The 4,271-nt window shown below is 68.2% G+C and carries 6 protein-coding genes; all 6 read right to left on the bottom strand.

The features are described 5' to 3' along the window. Positions 1-178: 178 nt before the first annotated feature. Positions 179-838, bottom strand: a complete 660-nt coding sequence (locus tag DYI42_RS23260; protein WP_213549415.1) for an ABC transporter ATP-binding protein — start codon at positions 836-838, stop codon at positions 179-181. A 172-nt stretch (positions 839-1,010) separates the two neighbouring features. After that, complete coding sequence (gene msrB / locus DYI42_RS23255; RefSeq protein ID WP_213549413.1) at positions 1,011-1,490, bottom strand: peptide-methionine (R)-S-oxide reductase MsrB; 480 nt, start codon at positions 1,488-1,490, stop codon at positions 1,011-1,013. Between the two features lie 112 nt (positions 1,491-1,602). Next, complete coding sequence (locus tag DYI42_RS23250; RefSeq protein WP_213549411.1) at positions 1,603-2,154, bottom strand: fasciclin domain-containing protein; 552 nt, start codon at positions 2,152-2,154, stop codon at positions 1,603-1,605. A 146-nt stretch (positions 2,155-2,300) separates the two neighbouring features. Then, positions 2,301-2,978 (bottom strand): anti-sigma factor, encoded by a 678-nt coding sequence (locus DYI42_RS23245; RefSeq protein ID WP_213549409.1) that lies wholly within the window; start codon positions 2,976-2,978, stop codon positions 2,301-2,303. Then, the gene (locus DYI42_RS23240; protein ID WP_213549407.1) at positions 2,975-3,517 is read right to left on the bottom strand and encodes a sigma-70 family RNA polymerase sigma factor; all 543 of its coding nucleotides are present in this window, start codon (positions 3,515-3,517) and stop codon (positions 2,975-2,977) included. Before DYI42_RS23240 ends, DYI42_RS23245 begins: the two co-directional genes overlap by 4 nt. 228 nt (positions 3,518-3,745) lie before the next feature. Then, positions 3,746-4,271, bottom strand: a 526-nt coding sequence (locus tag DYI42_RS23235; protein WP_213549406.1) for a thioredoxin family protein, incomplete at its 5' end; no start/stop codon positions are given.

Here is a 4,271-nt window from a genome sequence, read left to right as displayed (position 1 = left end):
GGGCTGGGGCCGCTCGTCCGCCCTTCGAGGCGTCCTCGCGGGGGACGGGGTGCGGGCTGAGAGCGCGAGGTGGCGCCGGACATCGGCGGGACGGTGAGTTTTGCCGTGAAGTGACGCGGCGCGGCGCCTCGGCGCGGTGTCCGCGCTGCGGCCATTCCGGAAATGGAGGCGGGCCGGGTCATGCCAGTTTGCCCCGCGACAGGTGCAGGCGGCGCGACATGGCGGCGGCGACATTGGCCGAATGGGTCACCGTGACAAGCGCCGCGCCCGTCTCCGCGGCGAGCTCCAGCATGAGCGACAGCACGGTTTCGGCGTTTTCCTCGTCGAGGTTGCCGGTGGGTTCATCGGCGAGGATCAGCGGGGGTTTCGCCGCCAGCGCCCGCCCGATGGCGAGGCGCTGCTGCTGGCCGCCCGAGAGCGTTTCGGGCCAGGCGCCGAGGTGGGGCGTGAGACCGAGGCGGTCGGCCAGGGTGGCGCACCAGGCGGCGTCATGCCGCTCGGCGAGGCGGGCCTGGAAAGAGAGGTTGGCGGCCACGTCGAGCGAGGGCACGAGGTTGAACTGCTGAAACACCAGCCCGATCCGGCGGCGGCGGGCCTCCGCGCGGGCGGCATCGGGCAGGGCGGACAGCGCGTTGCCAGCAAGGGTGACGGTGCCGCTGTCTGGCCGGTCGAGCCCGGCGAGCAGGTGCAGCAGGGTGGATTTGCCGGAGCCACTTTCACCCGTCAGGGCAAGGGTTTCGCCCGCAGCGAGGGACAGGGAGACGCCTGTGAGCACGGGCTGCGCCGCGCCGGAAGCGAGCGGAAAACTCTTGTGGATGTCATCGGCGGTCAGCAGCATTTCGGGCAGGATGTAGGCTTGCGCCGGCGAAGGGAAGTGGGGTGCGGCGCTGGGGCGCGGTTTGGGCCGCACGGCGGGCCACGAAAAGGGTGCCCGCCCCGACGAGGGATGACGTGGGGCGGGCAATGCGGCCCGTACGGAGGGGCCGGGCCGGTCGTTCTGTGGCCTTGGATCAGGCGGGCACGAAGGTGAGGCTCACGCCGTTGAGGCAGTGACGCTTGCCTGTGGGTGCGGGCCCGTCATCGAAGATGTGGCCGAGGTGGGAGCCGCAACGGCGGCAGTGGCACTCGGTGCGCACGGAAAACAGCTTGCGGTCTTCCTTTGTGCCGATGGCGCCGGGCAGGGCGGCGTAGAACGAGGGCCAGCCGGTGCCGCTGTCATATTTCGTTTCGGAAGAATAGAGCGGCAGGTTGCAGCCCTTGCAGGTGTAGGTGCCCGCCCGTTTCTCGTCATTCAGCGGGCTCGTGCCCGCACGCTCGGTGGCTTCTTCGCGCATGACGGCAAATTCCGTCTCGGTCAGCATCGCGCGCCATTCGGCCTCGGTCCGCGTCACCTCGAATTTTCCATCGGCGGCGGCGAGGAGGCGGGGGCTGAGCGCAAGGCCCACGGGCAGGGCGGCGGTCAGGGCGGTGAGGAAGCTGCGGCGGTTCATGGGATCAACTTTGGTTTGTGGTGAGAGGGTGGCGCCTCCCCGCGGTGATGGGTGCGGGGAGACGCCGTGCCATGGCCGGGAGCTAGGGAGCTTTCGGCCATGGGTCGGTGTCTTACATCTTCGGCAGAAGCACGCTGTCGACCACGTGGATCACGCCGTTGGACTGCTCGACGTCGGCGATGGTGACCTTGGCGGTGCCGCCCATCTCGTCTTCGATGACGATGTCGGTGCCCATCTGCTTGGCCTCGAACACGCAGCCGCCCACGGTCTTGATCTCATGGCTGCCATTGTCGGCGATGATCATCTCGGACAGGGCGGCGGCCATCACGTCAGCCGCCACGACGTGGCAGGTGAGCACCTTGGTGAGCTGGTCCTTGTTCTCGGGCTTCAGCAGGGTTTCGACGGTGCCCGCGGGCAGCGCTTCGAAGGCTGCGTTGGTCGGCGCGAAGACGGTGAAGGGGCCCTCGCCCGAGAGGGTTTCCACGAGGCCGGCGGCCTGAACGGCGGCGACGAGCGTGGTGTGATCCGCCGAGTTCACCGCGTTTTCGACGATGTTCTTGTCTTCGTACATCGCGGCGCCGCCGACCATCGGGTTGGCAGCAAAGGCGGAGCCGGCGACGAGGGCGGCGGCGGCGGTGGTGGCGAGGGTTTTTGCGAAAGTCATTACTGTGTCTCTCCTGGTCATTACCTCCCCGTCCTTCGTGGAGGGGATTATGCAGAGAGCTACGGAGGGCCTTGGCGATTGGTTTCACACGAAAGCGTGAAATCTTCGCAAGTGGCTGAATTAAAATGAAAAGTTCGGTGAAGCTTTTACAGCGTCTGAACCGGGGCCGCGGCCAGAACATCGCCTGTGGGGGCGCCGGTGGGTGAGCCGCCGGGGGGTTCGTCGGAGATGGCGAGGGTGCCGCCGGTGAAGCTGGCGCGCAGCGCCTCGGGCACCGCGATGCGCACGTCTTCGGCCTCGGGAAGAACGCCGAGCGAGACCGGCGCGGGGGCGCCCTCGGCAATGAGCCAGAGTTCCAGGGCGCGGCCCGGGCGGGCACCGCCCTGCTCGCGGATCAGGTGCAGCTCGCCCTCGGGGCTGAGCGCGGCCTGCACCACCAGCGAGCCGTCTTCGGCGGCGATCTGGGCCTGGTGGGTCGGCGGCGTGACCGGGCCGGGCGGAATGGCGAAGAAGAGCGCCACGGCAATGAGCGCGGCCACCAGACCACCGGCGAGCCAGCGCCAGGGCGAAATGCCGGCGCGGCGCGGCGCCTCGCCAAACGCGGCGGCCTCGATCCGGGGCCAGAGCGCGGCGGGCGGTGCCTCGGCCACCTCGTCGGCGAGGGTCGCGAGGCCCTCCTGCCAGTCGGTGACGAGATCGCGCAAGGCCGGTTCCGCCGCGAGGCGGGCCTCGAAGGTGGCCACCTCCTCGGCGGAGAGCAGACGCAGGACGTATTCGCCCGCCACGGCGATGTCGTCTTCGTCGTATGTGGCCTGCTCGCTCATCTTTCGAGGCATTCTTTCAGTTTTATCAGGCTGCGGCGCAGCCATGTTCTCATCGTGTTGAGCGGCACGCTGTAGCGGTTTGCCAGCTCGTCATAGGTGGCGCCCTCAAGGTAGGCGCCGCGCACTGCACCGGCACGCTCTGGCTCCAGCTCGCCCAGGCAGGCGCCGATCCGGGCGGCCTCGCCCGCGGCCACCGCCGATTGCTCGGGCGTTGGCCCCTTGGCGACCAGCTCGGGCGCATCGTCCAGCTCATCCGCCGGGGGCGCCTTGGCCCGCAACCGGTCGATGGCGAGGTTGCGCGCCACCGTCGATAGCCAGGCCATCGGCGAGGGCCCGCCGGCCTTGTAGCTTTCGGCCTTGCGCCAGATCCGCAGGTAGACCTCCTGCAAGGCATCTTCGGCTTCAGACCGCTCCTTGAGGATACGGAGGCAGATGCCGAAAAGTTTCGAGCTTGTGGCCTGATAGAGGGCGGCAAAGGCAGAGCGGTCGCCCAGAGCGCAGCGCGCAATCATCCCCTCGATATCTTCCGGCGTCACCATGAGGCCGACCCTAACAGCGTGATCCGGAGATGGCGAGACGCCCGCAGCCCTTGCCGACTGCGAGCGCCTCTACCCTTCACACTCATACAACAGACCGGGGCGGCGCTCTCCAGCATGGCACCGCGAGAACGGCCTGTGAGAGAAGACACGGAGCGGGGATTGGGAAAGTTTCGGGAGGTGAGAACTTTCTTCATAGCGCGGTCACTGAATGGCCTCGTGCGACTGTGCTCAGGCGGCCTTCCACTTGATCGTGCAGCCCATGGACGGGGCCTGCTCTTCCGGCCCGTTGCCGGTGGCGGCGACCTGCATCATGGCCTCGACCAGCTCGCGGGGTGCGTCTGCAGGGGCCTCGTTTTTGCCGAAGGCGTCGAGGCGGCCGCGGTATTGCAGCGCGCCGGAGGCGTTGTAGCCGAAGAAATCGGGGGTGCAGACGGCGCCATAGGCCTGGGCCACTTCCTGGCTTTCGTCTTGCAGGTACGGGAAGGGGAAGGCCTTTTCCTCGGCCCATTTCGCCATGTTCTCGAAGCTGTCGGCAGGCTGGGCCTGCGGGTCGTTGGCGCAGATCGCGGCCACGCCGATGCCGGCCGTTTGCAGGGTTTGCGCATCGGCGATGAGCCGGTCGATGATGCCTTTCACATAGGGGCAGTGGTTGCACATGAAGATGATGAGCGTGCCCTTCTCGCCGGCCACCTCCGAGAGGGACCATCTGCGGCCATCGGTGCCGGGCAGGGAGAAGTCGGGGGCGGGGGTGCCG

It is taken from the genome of Vannielia litorea (genome assembly GCF_018424695.1).
Classification (GTDB): Bacteria; Pseudomonadota; Alphaproteobacteria; order Rhodobacterales; family Rhodobacteraceae; genus Vannielia; species Vannielia litorea_A.
The sequence above is the reverse complement of the archived record's forward strand: the minus strand, read 5'-3'. Positions and strand labels throughout refer to the sequence as shown.